Genomic DNA, 15,402 nt, shown 5'->3' on the forward strand with positions numbered 1-15,402 from the left:
CGGGGGTGAGGTGGTCCGTGAGCCGTGTGCGTCCCCTATGGGAAGTTTGCGATAGATGCATGACGGTGGCCATGGACGGCGGCTTGGACCACCCGCCGGGCGCGGCGGAGGGGCTCGGGCTTTTGGACGTTTCCCACAAAGTGGGGGTGCCCAGCCTGCGCTGTCCCCGACATGGCGCGGACGGCCGGTCAGGCGGGAGGGTTGAGACCGCCGGGGTCGCCGTGTCGCGGCGCGCACCCATCGTTGATCTTGAGGAGGACTCGGCCGGTGTTCAGTCGTGTCGCCATCGTCAACCGCGGTGAGGCCGCCATGCGGCTGATCCACGCCGTACGGGACATCGCCGCGGAGACCGGGAACCGGATCGAGACCGTCGCCCTGCACACCGACGTCGACCGCTCGGCCGCCTTCGTGCGGGAGGCCGACCTCTCCTACGATCTCGGCCCGGCGGCGGCGCGCCCGTACCTGGACCTGAAGGTGCTGGAGCGCGCCCTGGTGGAGACCGGGGCGGACGCGGCATGGGTCGGCTGGGGGTTCGTCGCGGAGGACCCGGCCTTCGCCGAGCTGTGCGAGGAGATCGGGGTCACCTTCGTCGGCCCGGACGCGGACGCCATGCGCCGACTCGGCGACAAGATCGGCGCGAAGCTGCTCGCCGAGGAGGTGGGAGTGCCGGTCGCGCCGTGGAGCCGGGGCGCGGTCGAGAACCTGGACGCCGCGCTGGCGGCGGCGTCCCGGATCGGCTACCCGCTGATGCTGAAGGCGACCGCGGGCGGCGGCGGGCGCGGCATCCGGGTGATCAGGAGCGAGGCGGAGCTGGCCGACGCCTACGAGCGCACCAGCCAGGAGGCGGCGCGGGCGTTCGGCAGCGGCGTGGTGTTCCTGGAACGGCTGGTCACCGGCGCCCGGCATGTCGAGGTGCAGGTGATCGCGGACGGGCAGGGGACGGCGTGGGCGCTGGGCGTGCGCGACTGCTCGGTGCAGCGGCGCAACCAGAAGGTCATCGAGGAGTCGGCGTCGCCCGTGCTGAGCCCGGAGCAGGCGGCCGAGCTGAAGGCGTCCGCCGAGCGGCTGGCGGTGGCGGTCGGCTACCGGGGCGCGGCGACCGTCGAGTTCCTCTACCACCCGGGCGAGCGGCTGTTCGCGTTCCTGGAGGTCAACACCCGGCTCCAGGTCGAGCACCCGATCACCGAGGTCACCACGGGCTTCGACCTGGTCAAGGCGCAGCTACACGTGGCGGCCGGCGGGCGGCTCGAAGGGGAGCCGCCGGTGGAGCGCGGGCACGCCGTCGAGGCCCGGCTGAACGCCGAGGACCCCGACCGCGACTTCGCGCCCTCCCCCGGGCGGATCGCGCGGCTCGACCTGCCCGCCGGGCCCGGCATCCGGGTGGACACCGGCGTACGCGAGGGCGACACCATCCCCGCCGACTTCGACTCGATGATCGCGAAGATCATCGCCCATGGCCGCGACCGCGAGGAGGCGCTGGGCCGGCTGCGCCGGGCCATGGCGCAGACCACGGTGATCATCGAGGGCGGGGCCACCAACAAGAGCTTCGTGCTCGACCTGCTCGGCCGGCCCGAGGTGATCGACGCCTCCGCGGACACCGGCTGGATCGACCGCGTCCGCGACGAGGGCCGCCTGGTCTCCGACCGGCACTCCGGCGTGGCCCTGGCCGCCGCCGCCATCGCGGTGTACGAGGAGGAGGAGCGCGCCGAGCGGCAGCGGCTGCTGTCGACGGCGTTCGGCGGACGCCCGCAGGTCCAGCACGAGAGCGGTCGGCCGCTGGACCTCAAGCTGCGCGGCGCCGCCTACCGCGTGCGCGTGGCGCGGGTCGGCGCGCACCGGTTCCGCGTCGGCATCGAGACCGGGGACGGCGCCGACGGGGGCATGCGCACGGCGGATGTCGAGCTGGACCGTTTCGACCGGCACAGCGGGCAGATCGTCGTCAACGACAGCCGGCACCGCCTGCTCGCCGGCCGGCACGGGCCGATCCACCTGATCGAGGTGGACGGAGTGACGCACCAGGTCAGCCAGGACGAGGGCGGCGTCGTCCGGTCCCCCGCGCCGGCGCTGGTGGTCGCCACGCCGGTGGAGGTCGGCGCCGAGGTCGAGGCGGGCGCGCCGGTGCTGGTGCTGGAGAGCATGAAGATGGAGACGGTGCTGCGCGCGCCGTTCAAGGCCCGGCTCAAGGAATGCGCCGTGTCGGTGGGCAGCCAGGTGGAGACCGGCGCTCCACTGCTGCGGCTGGAGGCGGTCGCCGACGACGCGGGGGCCGAGGAGAGCGCGGCGGCCGGGGCGGTCGAGCTGGACCTGCCCGCGGCGCCCGCGGCGATCCCGGCGCGGGCGCGGGCCGCGCGCGGCCGGGAGGATCTGCGCAGCCTGCTGCTGGGCTTCGACGTCGATCCACACGACGAGCGCCGGGTGCTGGAGGAGTATCTGGACGCCCGCCGGGCGTCCGCCGACGAGGGCCACCGGCCGCTGGCCGACGAGCTGGCGCTGGTCGAGGCCTTCACCGACCTGGCCGAGCTGAGCCGCAACCGGCCCGCCGGGGAGGACGGCGGCGGCGACGGCCATGTGCACAGTGACCGCGAGCACTTCCACACCTACCTGCAAAGCCTGGACGTCGAGCGGGCCGGGCTGCCGGAGGCGTTCCAGGCCAGGCTCGCCAAGGCGCTCGCGCACTACGGCGTCACGGAGCTCGAACGCACCCCGGAGCTGGAGGCCGCGGTCTTCCGGATCTTCCTGGCCCTGCAGCGCGCGTCCACCGACGCCACGGTCGTCACGACGCTGCTGCGCGCGTGGCTGCGGGAGCCGCCACCGGACCACACGCTGCACGAGCCCGTGGGTCTGATGCTGGAACGGCTGGTGGCGGCGACGCAGGTCCGCTTCCCCGTGGTCTCCGACCTGGCGCGGGGCGTGGTGTTCGCCTGGTTCGCCCAGCCGCTGCTGCGCCGCAACCGCGCCCGCGTGTACGCCGACGTCCGCAAGCATCTGCGCCACCTGGACGCGCACCCGGACGCGCCGGACCGCGCCGAGCGCATCGCCGAGATGGTGCGCAGCACCGAGCCGCTGGTGCGGCTGCTGGGCCAGCGGCTGGTCCGCCACGACCGGGACAACTCGGTCATGCTGGAGGTGCTGACCCGCCGGTACTACGGCAACAAGGACCTCACGGGCGTCCGCACCAGCGAGGTCGCCGGATGCAGGTTCGTGGTCGCCGAACGCGCGGGGTCGTGCGTGGTGTCGGCCGCGGTCGGCTTCGAGTCGCTGGGACGGGCTTTGGACGGCCTGGCGGAACTCGCGGGCGGACAGGACGCCGTCGACGCCGACACGGACGCCGACATCTATCTCTCCTGGGAGCGGCAGCCGGAGGACTTCGACGCGATGGCCGCCGCGCTGCACGAGGTCATCAACGCGCATCCGCTGCCGGAGCGGGTCCGCAGGCTCACCGCCACCGTCGCGGGCCGGAGCGGCGCGGTGATGCACCACCACTTCACCTTCCGCCCGTCCCCCACCGGGATGGCGGAGGAACGGCTGATCCGCGGCCTGCACCCGTACATCGCGGAGCGGATGCGGATGCACCGGCTGAGCAAGTTCGACCTCACCCGGCTGCCGTCCTCCGACGAGGAGGTCTACCTGTTCCGGTGCGTGGCGCGGGAGAACCCGTCCGACGACCGTCTCGTGGCGTTCGCGCAGGTGCGGGACCTGACCGAGCTGCGCGAGCACGACGGCAGGCTGGTCGCGCTGCCGACCGCCGAGAACACCGTCGCCACCTGCCTCGACTCGATCCGCCGCGCGCAGTCGCGGCGGCCGTCCAAGGCCCGCTTCACCACCAACCGGATCGTGATCTACGTGTGGCCGCCGAGCCGCATCACCCGGGCCGAGCTGGACACGCTGGTCGAGCGGATCCTGCCGACGACCGCGGGCGCCGGCCTTGAGGAGATCGAGTTCATCGCCCGGCAGCGCGACGGCAGGACCGGCGAGCTGCACAAGATCGCCGTGCGGATCACCTTCGACGCCACCGGCGGAGCCGAGGTGATCGTCGGCGAGCCGTCGGACGCGCCGGTCGAGCCGGTGGACGGCTACCGGCAGAAGGTGCTGCGCGCGAGCGCCCGCAACACCGTGTACCCGTACGAGCTGACCGGCCTGCTCGGCGACTTCACCGAGCACGACCTGGACGACCGGAACGCGCTGGTCCCGGTCGACCGTCCCAAGGGGCGCAACACCGCGGGGATCGTCGCGGGCGTGGTCACCACCAGGACCCGGCGGCATCCGGACGGCGTCACCCGGGTCGTGCTGCTCGGCGACCCGACCAGGTCGCTCGGGGCACTGGCGGAGCCGGAGTGCCGTCGCGTGATCGCCGCGCTGGACCTGGCCGAGCGGATGCGGGTGCCGCTGGAGTGGTACGCGCTGTCGGCCGGCGCCCGGATCTCCATGGACTCCGGCACCGAGAACATGGACTGGGTGGCCGCGGCGCTCAAGCGGATCGTCGAGTTCACCCAGGCGGGCGGCGAGATCAACGTCGTCGTCGCGGGCATCAACGTCGGCGCGCAGCCGTACTGGAACGCCGAGGCGACGATGCTCATGCACACCAGGGGCATCCTGGTGATGACGCCGGACTCGGCGATGGTGCTCACCGGCAAGCAGTCGCTGGACTTCTCCGGCGGCGTGTCGGCCGAGGACAACTTCGGCATCGGCGGCTACGACCGGGTGATGGGCCCGAACGGGCAGGCGCAGTACTGGGCGCCGAACCTGGCCGCGGCGCGGGACGTGCTGATGGCGCACTACGACCACACCTACGTCGTGCCCGGCGAGGACGGGCCGCGCCGCGCCCGCACGTCCGACCCCGTCGACCGCGACATCCGCGACTTCCCGCACGCCGTGGAGGGCAGCGAGTTCACCACCGTCGGCGAGATCTTCTCCGCCGAGGCCAACCCGGACCGCAAGAAGCCGTTCGACATCCGCACCGTGATGCGGGCGCTGTCCGACCAGGACCACCCGGTGCTGGAACGCTGGGCCGGGATGGCGGACGCGGAGACGGCCGTGGTGCAGGACGTGCACCTGGGCGGCATGCCGGTGTGCCTGCTCGGCATCGAGTCGCGGTCGGTGCCGCGACGCGGCTTCCCGCCCACCGACGGCCCGGACGCCTACACCGCGGGCACGCTGTTCCCGCAGTCGTCCAAGAAGGCGGCGCGGGCCATCAACGCGGCCAGCGGCAACCGGCCCCTCGTGGTGCTGGCGAACCTGTCGGGCTTCGACGGCTCGCCGGAGTCGATGCGCAAGCTGCAACTGGAGTACGGCGCCGAGATCGGCCGGGCGATCGTGAACTTCCGCGGGCCCATCGTGTTCTGCGTGATCTCCCGGTACCACGGCGGCGCGTTCGTGGTGTTCTCCAAGGCGCTGAACCCGAACATGACGGTGCTGGCGCTGGAGGGCTCGTTCGCCTCGGTGCTCGGCGGCGCCCCCGCCGCCGCGGTGGTGTTCTCCGGCGAGGTCGACGCCCGTACTGCGGCCGACCCGCGGGTGCGGGACCTGGAGGCCCGTGTCACGGCGGCGTCGGGCGCCGACCGCGCGACGCTGACCGCGGAGCTGGACGAGCTGCGCGCCTCGGTGCGTGCGGAGAAGCTCGGCGAGGTCGCCACCGAGTTCGACCGCGTCCACGACATCCGGCGCGCGGTCGAGGTCGGCTCCGTCGACGCCGTCGTCAGCGCCGCCGAGCTGCGCCCGCGCATCATCGAGGCCATCGAGTCCCGCCTGCGCTGACGGCTCCCGCCGCCGGTCGCCGCCCTACTCGCCGACCGGCGGCGTGCCGTGCGTGTGGAAGGTCTCGATGGTCTTCAGGCCCCACGCCTGGCCCTTCTTGCGCTCCTCCTCCGTCCAGGTGATGAGCTCCCAGTCGGGTGCCAGCACGAGCCGGGTCAGCGGGTTGCACAGTTCGATCCTGTTGCCGCCCGGCTCCCACACGTAGAGGAAGAACGTCTGCTGGATCGCGTGCTTGTGGGGGCCGGTCTCGATGTGGACGCCCTTGTCGAGGCACAGGTCGGCGGCGCGCAGGATCTCCTCGCGGGTGTCGGTGGCGAACGCGATGTGGTGCAGCCGCCCGTTCGACCCCGTCCAGTCCTCGGTGTAGACCACGTCGTAGGACTTGTTGGTGAAGGTCATCCAGCGCGCCGCGATCCGCCCGGAGTCCATCCTGATCTGCTCGGTGGGCTTGGCGCCGAGCAGGTTCTGCATGTACTCGGCGCACTCCAGCACGTCGGCGGCGAGGTAGTTGACGTGGTCGAGCCGGCGTACCCCGATGCCCCGGTTGGGCTTGGCCTGGGGCTGGTTCTTCAGGCCCGGCCGCAGGTCGTCGGGCGCCTGGTAGCGCTCGGTCTCGAAGTAGAGGGCCAGCTCGTGCCCGTCCGGATCCGTGGTGAGGAACGTCCGCCCGGTGCCGGCGTCGCCCTTCACCCAGGTGCCCTCGTGCCCCGCGGCGCGGATGGCCTCGGCCCGCCTTTCCAGCGCCTCGGGGCCGCCGGCGCGGAACGCGGTGCGCCGGATCCCCGAGGTGGAATGGCCCGTCACGATCAGGCTGGTCAGCTCGTAGTCGTCGAAGGTCCGCAGGTGGACCGACGACCCCTCGCGGCCGGTCTCCACCAGGCCCAGGATGTCGGTGAAGAACCAGACGGTGCCGTCCAGGTCGGGGGTGAGCAGCTCGACGTGGCCGAGGTGGGCGATGTCCCCCCAAGGTGCGGTCATGTGGGCGCTCCTGATTCGGTTCGGTCTTCGGTTCGGTGCGGACCGGGGAAGACGGTGCCCGTCGCGGCGGGCAGGTCGCCGGCCAGGAAGAAGGCGCCCTTGGACGTGCCGCCGCGCATGAGCGCGCACCGCACTCCGGCGCCACCGGGACGGCTCGTGACATCCACACCGGGACCGTACGCGAGATTGTCGACAATGTGAAGGACAATCGGGATCGTGCGAGACGCCCACCACAGACCGCAATGCTGTTTCCGATAAAAATGGTATGTATAGTCTGTTAACTAGAGATCATGGGAGGAGGATCGCGATGGCCGGTGGCGGGCGACGGCTGCACCTGAACGCCTTCATCCAGGGCGTGGGTCACCACGAGGCGGCCTGGCGACATCCGGAGACGGACCCGGCCCGCCTCACCGACGTGCGCTACTTCCAGGAGGTCGCCCGGCTCGCCGAGCGCGGCGCGCTGGACTCGGTGTTCTTCGCCGACGCGCTCTCCCTCACCGAGGACATCCGCTACCAGCCGATACGCCGTCCCGAGCCGCTGACGCTGCTGGCCGCGATCGCCGTGGCCACCGAGCGGATCGGGCTGATCGCGACCGCGTCCACCACCTACTCCGAGCCCTACAACCTGGCCCGGCAGTTCGCGTCCGTGGACCACATCAGCGGCGGGCGGGCCGGCTGGAACATCGTCACCTCCTCCGCCACCGGCGCCGCCGCCAACTTCGGGTTCGCCGAGCAGCCCGCGCACCACGACCGCTACGTGCGCGCGGACGAGTTCGTCGACGTGGTCACCAAGCTGTGGGACAGCTGGGAGGACGACGCGATCGTCGGCGACCGGGACGCGGGCGTCTACGCCGACCCGGACAAGGTCCACGCCATCGAGCACGAGGGACCGCTGCTGCGCGTGCGCGGGCCGCTGAACGTGCCGCGTTCCCCCCAAGGATGGCCCGTCCTCGTGCAGGCGGGCTCGTCGGAGGACGGGCGCGACTTCGCCGCCCGCCACGCCGAGGCCGTCTTCACCGCGCAGCAGGACCTGGACCAGGCGCTCGCGTTCGCCGCCGACGTGCGCCGCCGCGCCGCGGCGCTGGGCCGCGACCCCGGCCACCTCAGGATCCTGCCCGGCCTGAGCCCGGTGATCGGCGACACCGAGGCGGCGGCGCTGGCCCGCAAGGAGGAGCTGGACGCGCTGGCCGTCCCCGAGTACGGCCTGCTCACGTTGCGGCGGCTGGCCGGCGTCGACCTGTCCGGCGTCCCGCTGGACGACCCCGTCCCGCCCGGCCTGCTGACCGGCGACGGGGTGGAGACCAGCAAGAGCCGGCGCGCGCTGGTCGCCGACATCGTGCGGCGCGAACGGCCGACCGTGCGCAGGCTCCTGCAACGGCTCGCCGGCGCCCGCGGCCACAAGGTCGTCGCCGGGACGCCCGAGCAGATCGCCGACCACATCCAGACCTGGTTCGAGGCGGGCGCCGCGGACGGCTTCAACATCATGGCGCCCTACCTGCCGGGCGGCCTGGAGCTGTTCATCGACCAGGTCATCCCCGAGCTGCGGCGCCGGGGCCTGTTCCGGACCGGCTACACCGGCTCGACGCTTCGCGAGCACTACGGCCTGCCCCGTCCCGAGAGCCGCTACGCGTCCCGGGCCACGGCGGCCCGCTGACCACCACTGGAGAAGGAAGAGCCCCAGAAGATGTTCAACCGATCCCCTCGCGCGGTGCTCGCGCTCGTCCTCGCGTTGCCGCTGGTCCTGACCGGATGCGGTGGGGACGAGGGCGGTGAGCTCGCGGCCGACGCGCCGCTGCCCACCGCCGTCCCGGCCGGTGCGGAGATCGTCTTCGGCGACCAGAACGAACAGGACCAGGTGCTCATGCGGGCGTCGGGCGAGCTCGGCCGGATGAAGGCCAAGGTCAAGTACGCCAACTTCCTCGGCGGCCCGTCCATCCTGGAGGCGTTCCGCGGCGACGCGATCGATCTGGCGGTGGTCGCCGACACGCCGCCGATCCAGGCGCAGGCCGCGGGCGTGGACGTCCCGATCATCGCGGCCCGCCAGGAGCGGCCCTTCGACTACCACCTGGCCATCGCGCCGGGCGCGAACATCAGGACGCTCCGCGACCTCAAGGGCAAGAAGATCGCCTACGGGGAGGGCACCGGCCGCCAGCCCTACATCCTGCGCGCGCTCAAGAAGGCGGGCCTGACCAAGAAGGACGTCACGCTGGTGCCGCTGAAGGCGGCCGACTTCCCCGACGCCATCCGCAACCGGCAGGTGGACGCCGCGCCGCTCAACGAGCCGCACTACACGCGCTACATCACCGAGTACCGGAGCCGCGGCGGCACCGGGCTCCCCGAGTCGGAGACCGCGGGCCTGGCCACCGGGCTGTGGTACCTGTACGCGCGGCGCGAGGCGCTGCGGGACCCGGCGAAGGCGGCGGCCATCGCCGAGTACGTACGGCACTGGGTCCGCGCGCAGGCGTGGGTCAACAAGAACCCGGACGCCTGGATCGACGCCTACGTGGTGAAGAACCAGAAGCTGTCCCCCGCCGACGGCCAGGCCATGATCCGCAGCCAGGGCACGTTCACCTTCCCCAAGCTCGACCAGGCCCTCATCGCCCGCCAGCAGCGGACCATCGACCTCCTCTTCGAGGCCGGTGACCTGCCCAAGCGGCTCCAGGCCAAGGAGGCGATCGACACCCGCTTCGACCCGGTGATCCAGGAGGCGGCGGCGAGCGCGGGCGCGGGCCGGACACCGGACGCGGGAGGCGGATCCTGATGGCGCTGACCGCATCGGGCACCACCGCGCGGCAGGAACAGGGCGGCGCGTCCGCGCCGGACGCACGGCGGCGGCCGAAGCGCACGGTGCGGCCGGCGTCGCGCCGCCCGCTGGGCGCGGCACGGCTGCTGGGCCCGGTCGTGGTCCTGGTGGTGTGGCAGGTCGCGTCCAGCACCGGGCTGCTCGACCCGCGGCAGCTCGCGGCGCCGAGCACGGCCCTGCGCACCGGAGCCCAGATGTTCGCGGACGGCGAGCTGGTCGGGCACCTGCTGGCCTCGGCGCGCCGCGCGGGCACCGCCCTGGCCTGCGGCGTGCTGCTGGGCACGGTCCTGGCGCTGCTGTCGGGACTGTCGCGCGCCGGGGAGGCCGCGGTGGACGGACTGGTGCAGATCAAGCGGGCCATCCCGACACTGGCGCTGATCCCGCTGGCGATCCTGTGGCTCGGCATCGGCGAGACCATGAAGATCACGCTGATCACGCTCAGCGTGCTGGTGCCGGTCTACATCAACACGCACGCGGCCCTGCGCGGCATCGACTACCGGTACGTCGAGCTGGCCTTCACCGTGCACCTGTCCCGATGGCAGGTCATCCGCAGGGTGGCGCTGCCGGGGGCGCTGCCCGGCTTCTTCACCGGCCTGCGGCTGGCGGTCACGATGTCGTGGACGGCGCTGGTCGTGCTGGAGCAGATCAACGCGACCGAGGGCATCGGCTACGTGATGACCAAGGCCCGCGACTACGGCCAGACCGACATCATCGTGGTCGGCCTGGTCATCTACGCCACGATGGGTCTGCTCTCCGACGGTCTCGTGCGCCTCGCGGAGAGGAGGGCGCTGTCATGGCGGACGTCGCTGGGAGCGTGACCGGGTCCACGACGGCCGGGGCCGTCGTCACCATCTCGGGACTGACCCGCCGCTACGGGGAGCGCACGGTGCTGGACGCGATCGACCTGGAGATCGCGCCGGGCGAGTTCGTCGCGCTGATCGGGCGGAGCGGCTCGGGCAAGAGCACGCTGCTGCGCGCCCTGGCACGCCTCGACCCGGACGTCGACGGCGACGGCCGCCTCGAGGTCCCCGAGAACCGCTCGGTGATGTTCCAGGACTCGCGGCTGCTGCCGTGGGCGCGGGTGCTGGACAACGTGGTGCTGGGGCTCGACTCCCCCGACGCCGCGGCGCGCGGCCGGGCGGCGCTGGCCGACGTGGGCCTGGCGGGCCGGGAACGCGCCTGGCCCAGGATGCTGTCGGGCGGCGAGCAGCAGCGCGTCGCGCTGGCGCGTTCCCTCGTACGGGAACCGGCCCTGCTGCTGGCCGACGAGCCGTTCGGCGCGCTGGACGCGCTGACCCGGATCCGCATGCACGCCCTGCTGGCCGACCTGTGCGCGCGGCACCGTCCCGCCGTGCTGCTGGTCACGCACGACGTGGACGAGGCGATCACGCTCGCCGACCGCGTCCTGGTGCTGGACGAGGGCCGCATCCGCGTGGACCTGCCCGTCGGGCTCGCCAAACCCCGGGACCACGAGCACCCCGACTTCCTGACCATCCGAAGGACCCTGCTCGAAGGGCTGGGAATCACCAGAAAGGACGGCCGCGATGTCGCTGCACCTTAACGTCTTCGTGGTCGGTCACGGCCATCACGAGGCGGCCTGGCGGCATCCCCGCTCCACCACCGCCGCGGTCACCGACGTCGCCTACTTCCAGTCGCTGGCGCGCCGCGCCGAGGAGGGGCTGCTGGACTCGGTGTTCTTCGCCGACCAGCTCGTCCTGGGCAACGGCGACGCCGAGTTCCGCCCGCGCGGCGGGCTGGAGCCGCTGACGTTGCTGGCGGCGCTGGCCACCGTCACCGAGCGGATCGGGCTGATCGCGACCGCGTCCACCACCTACACCGAGCCGTTCAACCTGGCCCGGCAGCTCGCCTCGCTGGACCACATCAGCCATGGCCGGATCGGGTGGAACATCGTCACCTCGTGGGCGGTCGGCGCCGCCGCCAACTTCGGCCTGGACCGGCCCATCCCGCACGACGAGCGGTACGCCCGCGCGTTCGAGTACATGGAGGTCGTCACCCGGCTGTGGGACAGCTGGGCCGACGACGCGGTCGTGCACGACCAGGCCGCGGGACGCTTCGCCGACCCCGCCAAGATCAGGGAGGCCGGGTTCGAGGGGAGGTTCTACCGCGTGAAGGGCGCGGGGACCGTCCCGAGGCCGCCGCAGGGGCACCCGGTCCTCGTGCAGGCCGGATCGTCGGAGGAGGGGCGCAGGTTCGCCGCGCACCACGCCGAGGCGATCTTCACCGCGCAGCAGGACATGGCCGAGGCGGTCGAGTTCGCCGCGGACGTCCGCCGCCGCGCATCCGCCGCAGGCCGCGACCCCCGGCATCTGAGGATCCTGCCCGGGCTCAGCCCGATCATCGGCTCGACCGAGGAGGAGGCGCGGCGGCTGGAGCGCGAGCTGAACGAGCTGACCCTCCCCGAGGTCGGCCTGCGCCACCTGTCGGCCCGTTTCGACGGCGCCGACCTGTCCGGCATCCCGCTGGACGAGCCCCTCTCGGTGGACGCGCTGCCGAAGCCGTCGGACGTGCAGGGCCCGCAGAGCCGCGCCAAGCTCATCACCGACCTGGTACGGCGCGAACGTCCCACCCTGCGGGAGCTGCTGTACCGGCTGGCGGGCGCGCGCGGTCACCTGGTCGTGACCGGGACGCCCGAGCAGATCGCCGACACGATCGAGCAGTGGGCCGAGGCGGGCGCCGCCGACGGGTTCAACATCATGCCCCCGCACCTGCCGGGCGGCCTGGACGACTTCATCGACCACGTGGTGCCCGAACTCCAGCGCCGCGGCCTGTTCCGCAAGGAGTACGAGGGCACGACCCTGCGCGACCACTACAACCTGCCCCGGCCGCGCAACCGTGTCTTCGGGCCGTGACCGGTGCCGCTACCCGCGCCGGCGCGGCTCCCTGTGCAGCTCCTCCTGGACGGGTGGTTCCTCGCTGTCGCGCATGTGCTCGGCCAGCAGCGGCTTCCTGTGGTGGGTCCGCTGGTAGTCCCGCTCCGCCGGGCTGCGTCCCGGATCCGGCTCGGTGGGCACGGACCTCAGCACCTGTTCGACGTTGTCGTAGTCGCCGAGCGGAAGGGCGGCGAGCGCCCTTTCGGCGGCGGAGCCGGGCCGCCGGTAGTGCGCGTGCGCGACGATCTGCTGCTTGCTCGCCGGAAAGGCGAGATCCCCCAGCATCTCCTCGATCCGGCGGGTGTCGGAGACCCTCATCGTCCTGGTCCTCTCGGTCGCTGGATCGCCGACCGCCACGGCGCTGACCCTGCCCGCTGACCGGCCGCCGAAACGCGCGGGCGCTCAGCGGGGGCCGGAGCGGGGCGAGCGGGCGATCGCGGTGGCGACGATGCCGACCGGGGTCGCGTCCGGGCGGGTCACGACGATCTCGTGGAGACCGGCGCGGTCCGCCCGGCGCATCAGGTCGGCGGCGTCCTCGCTCGGCCGCACGGTCGGGACCGCCGGGTTCATGAACCGCTCGGCCGGCGCCTCGTCCGGCGCGCCCGCCAGCTCCCGTTCGCCGATCACGCCCTGGACGACGCCGGAGGCGTCCACCACCAGGGCCACGCCGGCGGGGTCGGCGAGGACGCGGTCGGCCACCTCCCCCATCCGGTCCTCGGGGGCCGCCACCACCGGGTCGCGGCGCACCACGCGCGAGACCAGCTCCGCGTGCCCCTCGTACGGCAGGTCGGCCGACAGCCAGTCCAGCTTCCCCGCGGCGTAGTCGTAGACCTCGGGGTGGCCGAGGCGTTCGAGCCGGTGGGCGGCGCGCGGGCTCAGGTCGCATTGCAGGTCCTGGCAGTAGACGATCACCGGGCGGGCCCGGTCCAGGCCCCACGCCTCCGGAACGTCCAGTTTCGCGAGCGAACGGTGCACCGCGCCGGGCAGATGCGCCCATTCGTACTGCCTTCTCGACAGCACCTCGACGATCTGGGCGTCCCGGTCCCGGACCAGCTCCTGCACGCCTCGCCGGTCGATGTTGCGCACCATGCCGACCCCCTACCCGCACGACCCGAGGTATGCGTGCCGTCCCTCGTCAGGCCCGGTCCCGCGACCCTTCTTTCATAGGGCGGAATACCTGTACCCACTCTGCGGAGACCGACGTACGCTCAGGGCGCCCATGGGTGACCGCGAGAGGCGGTGTCGGCTCGTGCGTTCGGACCAGCGAAGAGCGGTGTCACTGACCCGCCGGGGGATGCTCGGATCGGGGGCGGCGGCGATCGCCGGGGTCGGCGCGGCGGCCGTCCCCGCGCACGCGGCAGGAGGCCACGGCGGCCACGACCGGCCGCCCTCCGGGCGGGACGAGCCCGGGGACCTGGCCCTGGTGAACGGCAGGATCCTCACACAGGACCGCAGGGGCACCATCGCCTCGGACGTCCTGATCAGGGACGGCATGTTCGCCGAGGTGGGCCGTGGCCTGCGGGCGCGCGCCAAGGGCATGCGGGTGATCGATCTGAGGGGCCGCACGGTGGTCCCGGGGATCATCGACAACCACAACCACATCGTGCTGATGGGGCTGCGGCCCGGCTTCCACACGCCGCTGGAGAACGCGTACTCGATCGGCGAGGCGCTGGCCACGCTCAAGGCGCGCGCCACCCGCGTCCCGGCGGGACGGTTCGTCACGACGATCGGCGGGTTCCATTCCAACCAGTTCGCCGAGCGGCGGCTGCCCACGCTCGCCGAGATCGACGCCGTCCTGCCCGGCCGTCCCGTCTACCTCCAGATCGGGTTCAACGGGCCGTCGGTGACCAACGGCGCCGGCCGCGCCTTCTTCGAGTCCAGGGGCGTGACGGTCGGGCCGGACGGGTCGATCGCGGCCGGTCAGCCGTCCCAGGACGCGCTGTTCGAGCTGCGGCGCGGCCAGACGCTCGCGGAGCAGAAACGCGGCACCCTGGAGGCGATGGCCTACGCCGTGAGCCTCGGCGTGACCACGCACTTCGACCAGGGCGGCTTCCCCTCGACCGGCACTTCGGCGGACGGCGCGGCGCACTTCGACCGGTACCGCGCCTACGACGCCTTCCTGGCGCTGCGCCGCGAGGGCAGGCTGTCGATCCGGCTGCGGATCAACTTCCTGCATCTGGAGTCGGACCCCGAGCTGCCCGAGCTGACGGCGCGGCTGAACAACGCGTTCCCCGAGTTCGGGGACGACCTGATGAAGGTCGTCGGCATCGGCGAGTTCACCGCCGCGGGCCTCGGCGAGGTCTGGCTGGACGCCGGCCACCGGGTGGCACGGGCGGGCTGGATCAACCAGGTGCACTCGCTGACCAGGGACGACTTCCAGACCGAGATCGCCGGCTGGGAGACGATCAACGCCACGTACCCGATCAAGGACCTGCGCTGGACGATCGCCCATGTCCCGTTCATCACCGAGGAGTGGATCCGCCGGCTGAAGGCGCTCGGCGGCGGCCTGTCCCTCACCGGCTGGCGCTATCTGGCCGGCACCGCGGGCAACGCGGGACCGCCGTTCCGCACGATCCTCGACAGCGGCATCCACGCGGGGATGAGCTCCGACGGCATGCAGATCGCGCCGATGAACCCGTGGCTGCACATGTACTACGCGACGACCGGCAGGAACGCCCGGGGCGAGCTGATCAACGACGGGCAGCAGATCACCCGGGACGAGGTGCTGCGCCTGTACACGGCGGAGAACGGCTGGTTCACCAGGGAGGAGGACCTGACCGGGTCGATCGAGCCGGGGAGGTTCGGCGACCTGGCCGTGCTCAGCCACGACTACCGGAAGGTGCCCGACGAGGGCCTGAAACGGATCCGGTCGGTGCTGACCGTCGTGGGCGGGCGGGTCGTCCACGACGCCCTACCACACCGCTGAGGCCCGCACCGAAGATCGCAGAGAGATCACACTGAGATATTGCACACAGA

Annotated in this window: 11 protein-coding genes; 7 read left to right on the forward strand and 4 right to left on the reverse strand. The window is 72.6% G+C overall.

Going from position 1 to position 15,402, the window contains the following annotated elements; genetic code table 11:
* Positions 1 to 267 precede the first annotated feature (267 nt).
* Entirely contained in the window at positions 268 to 5,754 is a 5,487-nt protein-coding gene (locus QSK21_RS00795; protein WP_285692751.1) for an ATP-binding protein, read from the forward strand.
* Between the two features lie 24 nt (positions 5,755 to 5,778).
* Here the strand turns inward: QSK21_RS00795 and QSK21_RS00800 are convergent, their stop codons facing one another.
* Positions 5,779 to 6,732, reverse strand: a complete 954-nt coding sequence (locus tag QSK21_RS00800; protein WP_285692753.1) for a VOC family protein — start codon at positions 6,730 to 6,732, stop codon at positions 5,779 to 5,781.
* On the reverse strand, positions 6,729 to 6,899 hold the full coding sequence (locus tag QSK21_RS00805) for a PrpF domain-containing protein (protein WP_285692754.1): 171 nt from the start codon (positions 6,897 to 6,899) through the stop codon (positions 6,729 to 6,731). The genes QSK21_RS00800 and QSK21_RS00805 overlap by 4 nt, the downstream gene beginning before the upstream one ends.
* 140 nt (positions 6,900 to 7,039) lie before the next feature.
* Here QSK21_RS00805 and QSK21_RS00810 point away from each other — a divergent pair, with 140 nt between their 5' ends.
* Genes QSK21_RS00810 through QSK21_RS00830 form a run of 5 tightly spaced genes read left to right on the forward strand, consistent with a single transcriptional unit; the run spans position 7,040 to position 12,405 of the window.
* Complete coding sequence (locus QSK21_RS00810) at positions 7,040 to 8,386, forward strand: LLM class flavin-dependent oxidoreductase (protein ID WP_285692756.1); 1,347 nt, start codon at positions 7,040 to 7,042, stop codon at positions 8,384 to 8,386.
* Between the two features lie 30 nt (positions 8,387 to 8,416).
* Complete coding sequence (locus QSK21_RS00815; protein ID WP_285692757.1) at positions 8,417 to 9,493, forward strand: ABC transporter substrate-binding protein; 1,077 nt, start codon at positions 8,417 to 8,419, stop codon at positions 9,491 to 9,493.
* Complete coding sequence (locus QSK21_RS00820) at positions 9,493 to 10,353, forward strand: ABC transporter permease (RefSeq protein WP_285692759.1); 861 nt, start codon at positions 9,493 to 9,495, stop codon at positions 10,351 to 10,353. Before QSK21_RS00815 ends, QSK21_RS00820 begins: the two co-directional genes overlap by 1 nt.
* The gene (locus QSK21_RS00825) at positions 10,329 to 11,096 is read left to right on the forward strand and encodes an ABC transporter ATP-binding protein (RefSeq protein ID WP_285692761.1); all 768 of its coding nucleotides are present in this window, start codon (positions 10,329 to 10,331) and stop codon (positions 11,094 to 11,096) included. The genes QSK21_RS00820 and QSK21_RS00825 overlap by 25 nt, the downstream gene beginning before the upstream one ends.
* On the forward strand, positions 11,080 to 12,405 hold the full coding sequence (locus QSK21_RS00830; protein ID WP_285692762.1) for an LLM class flavin-dependent oxidoreductase: 1,326 nt from the start codon (positions 11,080 to 11,082) through the stop codon (positions 12,403 to 12,405). The genes QSK21_RS00825 and QSK21_RS00830 overlap by 17 nt, the downstream gene beginning before the upstream one ends.
* Positions 12,406 to 12,414: 9 nt before the next feature.
* Here the strand turns inward: QSK21_RS00830 and QSK21_RS00835 are convergent, their stop codons facing one another.
* The gene (locus QSK21_RS00835; RefSeq protein WP_285692764.1) at positions 12,415 to 12,744 is read right to left on the reverse strand and encodes a DUF2795 domain-containing protein; all 330 of its coding nucleotides are present in this window, start codon (positions 12,742 to 12,744) and stop codon (positions 12,415 to 12,417) included.
* Positions 12,745 to 12,828: 84 nt separating this feature from the next.
* Positions 12,829 to 13,515 carry a rhodanese-like domain-containing protein gene (locus tag QSK21_RS00840; protein WP_285692766.1) on the reverse strand — a complete coding sequence of 229 codons (687 nt, stop codon included), beginning with the start codon at positions 13,513 to 13,515 and terminating at the stop codon, positions 12,829 to 12,831.
* 184 nt (positions 13,516 to 13,699) lie between these two features.
* Between QSK21_RS00840 and QSK21_RS00845 the strand changes: the two genes are divergently transcribed.
* Positions 13,700 to 15,352 carry an amidohydrolase gene (locus QSK21_RS00845; protein WP_285692767.1) on the forward strand — a complete coding sequence of 551 codons (1,653 nt, stop codon included), beginning with the start codon at positions 13,700 to 13,702 and terminating at the stop codon, positions 15,350 to 15,352.
* The last annotated feature ends 50 nt before the right edge of the window (positions 15,353 to 15,402 follow it).

This window comes from Actinomadura sp. NBRC 104412, from assembly GCF_030269515.1.
In the GTDB taxonomy this organism is placed as follows: domain Bacteria; phylum Actinomycetota; class Actinomycetes; order Streptosporangiales; family Streptosporangiaceae; genus Spirillospora.

What these genes read in the sequence shown, in the direction of transcription:
- QSK21_RS00810 (WP_285692756.1), top strand. Translation starts at nt 7,040, where the DNA reads ATGGCCGGTGGCGGGCGACGGCTGCACCTGAACGCCTTCATCCAGGGC.
- QSK21_RS00840 (WP_285692766.1), bottom strand. Translation starts at nt 13,515, where the DNA reads ATGGTGCGCAACATCGACCGGCGAGGCGTGCAGGAGCTGGTCCGGGAC.
- QSK21_RS00815 (WP_285692757.1), top strand. Translation starts at nt 8,417, where the DNA reads ATGTTCAACCGATCCCCTCGCGCGGTGCTCGCGCTCGTCCTCGCGTTG.
- QSK21_RS00830 (WP_285692762.1), top strand. Translation starts at nt 11,080, where the DNA reads ATGTCGCTGCACCTTAACGTCTTCGTGGTCGGTCACGGCCATCACGAG.
- QSK21_RS00835 (WP_285692764.1), bottom strand. Translation starts at nt 12,744, where the DNA reads ATGAGGGTCTCCGACACCCGCCGGATCGAGGAGATGCTGGGGGATCTC.
- QSK21_RS00800 (WP_285692753.1), bottom strand. Translation starts at nt 6,732, where the DNA reads ATGACCGCACCTTGGGGGGACATCGCCCACCTCGGCCACGTCGAGCTG.
- QSK21_RS00820 (WP_285692759.1), top strand. Translation starts at nt 9,493, where the DNA reads ATGGCGCTGACCGCATCGGGCACCACCGCGCGGCAGGAACAGGGCGGC.
- QSK21_RS00825 (WP_285692761.1), top strand. Translation starts at nt 10,329, where the DNA reads ATGGCGGACGTCGCTGGGAGCGTGACCGGGTCCACGACGGCCGGGGCC.